Origin of the sequence: Rhizobium sp. UBA1881, from assembly GCF_002338015.1 — a bacterium.
GTDB lineage: Bacteria > Pseudomonadota > Alphaproteobacteria > Rhizobiales > Rhizobiaceae > Rhizobium.
Map to the genome: position 1 here is coordinate 11,712 of NZ_DDHH01000136.1, position 2,174 is coordinate 13,885.

Below are 2,174 nucleotides of genomic sequence, written 5' to 3' on the forward strand. Positions count from 1 at the left end.
GGTTCTTGCCGCCGCAGCCAGCCGCACCAAGACGATCAAGCTTGGCACGGCGACGATCGTTTTGACCACCGACGATCCCGTGAGGCTTTATGAGCAGTTCGCCACACTCGACCAGATCTCCGCGGGTCGCGCGGAGATCGGACTGGGAAGCGGCGTTTTCCTCGAATCCTACGACCTCTTCGGCGTCGACTATGAAGATCGGAAATGGATCTATGACGAGAAGATCGAACTCATCGCGGCGATCGATGCATCTGAAAAGATAACATTCGGGGGCAAGAGCCGGCCCCCACTCGAGGACCTCATCGTCTGGCCGCGCGCATATGGCGAGCACCTCAGCATCTGGCAGACAACGGGCTTGACCGAGCAGAGCTTCGAAAGAGCCGCGCGGCTTGGACTATCGGTTCAGACCGGCGCGCCGGCCACAGAATTCGACCGACTGGCCGGCCTCGTCGCGACCTATCGCAACAAGGGTGCCGAACGCGGATGGAAACCAGAGCGCCTGAAAGTGGCGCTCAGCGCTCACGCCTATATCGGCGACGATCGACGAAAGGCGCTCGATACGTTCTTCCCGCACTACCAGGCCTACGTTTCCAACATGCGCCTCAACCGTGGAAAGCCGGCGCCGACGCGCGAGCAGTTCGAAGAGACGGCAGCGGATCTGAACTCGAACATTATCGTTGGGGACGCCGAACACGTGATTGCCAAGCTCGCGCACCAGAGAGCGCGCATCGGCCACGACCGGCACATCTTCCAGATCGATTGGCGCGCTGTCCCGCAGGCCGATCAGGTTCGCGCGATTGAAATCCTGGCGAACGAGGTTGCGCCCGCCCTGCGCAAGCAGACGACAGCGACCGAAGCCGCCGCATAAACTTTCCCGCCCTTCATTTGAGAGAAGATCATAATGAGCATTTATCGCCGCCAGGTTCTCGCGATCTCCGTATCGGTCGTCGCCACGCTCGCCTCAAGCTCTGTTTTCGCGGAAGAGCTGAAGACCATTCGCATCGCGCTAACGCCGCAGACCTACAATATCCCGATCGCCGAGAAGGAAGGCTTTCTCGCGAAGCACGGCCTGAAGGTCGAACTGGTTCCACTTGCGACAGGCACGGAAACGATAGCCGCGGTCAAAGGGGGAAGCGCGGACATTGCCTATGCCGACACCTTCGCGGGCGTGAACGCCATCCATAACGGCTTCGACATCAAGCTCGTCGCCGGCGCGAACCATCCGAGCCCGGCTGTGAATTTCCTGGTCAAGGAAGACAGCGACATCAAGACCATCGCGGACCTCAAGGGACGCACGCTCGGTCTCGGTGGCGTGCCCTTCTTCCGGGTCTTTGCATACAAGTTCCTGAACGGCAACGGGCTAACCGCGAAGGACGTAAAATTCAGCGTTATCAAGCAGGTGAGCGCGCTTCCTGAAGCATTGCAGAATGGCGCGGTGGACGCGATCCAGACACTGGGCTTCCAGGTCGCCTATCTCAACGACGGTGTCGGAACTGGATATCACTTCCGGTCGATCATCGACCCGGATAGCGCCAAGTACCAGAACCCGGCAGCGCTGCAAGCAGGCTGGTGGACGACGACCGAGTGGGCAGCCAAGAATGAGGATACCGCCAAAGCCTTCGCCAACGCCTACAAGGAATTCGCTGCCTGGTACAACGGCCAGGACGAGGCCAGGCGCGTCGAGCTCGCCAAGGAATTCGACAAGCTCGATTTTAACGAACTGTCCGCCGGCGATCCGCAGAAGCTGAAGAACCTCGCGTTTCTGACGACAGCCAAGTATGTCGCCGGCCCGGTGGACGTTGCCGCTACGCAGGAATGGATCGACTCGGGCGTTGCCGCGGCACCAGATCAGGTCGCTGCTGGTGTCTCCATCGCCGACCACCTGCTGCCGACCGCAAAGTAAATCACATGCATCAAGCCAGCACGCAGCCGGCCCGACCGGCTGCGCCTGCGGGGCTTTGAAGGAATTCAAGATGACCAAAGACAAGCGCCAACTGAAGATCGGATACTCGATCTGGCCAACCGGACACCATAGGACCGCCTGGAGGCTGCCGGAGGCGAGCAATACCGGAACCGTCGATCCCGAGTTCATGGCGGACACCATCCAGACCGCCGAGCGCGGCCTCTTCGACTACTACTTCATCGGCAACGCCGTGAAGAGCGATCCGGAATCG

2 protein-coding genes and 1 pseudogene are annotated in these 2,174 nt (G+C 60.4%); all 3 read left to right on the forward strand.

Going from position 1 to position 2,174, the window contains the following annotated elements:
- Positions 1–868 (forward strand): LLM class flavin-dependent oxidoreductase (locus tag B3605_RS16910; RefSeq protein WP_296435171.1); only part of this gene is annotated, 868 nt, incomplete at its 5' end.
- 33 nt (positions 869–901) lie between these two features.
- Positions 902–1,903 (forward strand): ABC transporter substrate-binding protein, encoded by a 1,002-nt coding sequence (locus B3605_RS16915; protein WP_112945655.1) that lies wholly within the window; start codon positions 902–904, stop codon positions 1,901–1,903.
- A 70-nt stretch (positions 1,904–1,973) separates the two neighbouring features.
- A pseudogene (locus B3605_RS16920) lies at positions 1,974–2,174 on the forward strand (hypothetical protein); the annotation flags it as partial.

Bases quoted from the DNA above. Each gene is read 5' to 3' on its own strand.
- B3605_RS16915 (WP_112945655.1), top strand. From the start codon at position 902: ATGAGCATTTATCGCCGCCAGGTTCTCGCGATCTCCGTATCGGTCGTC.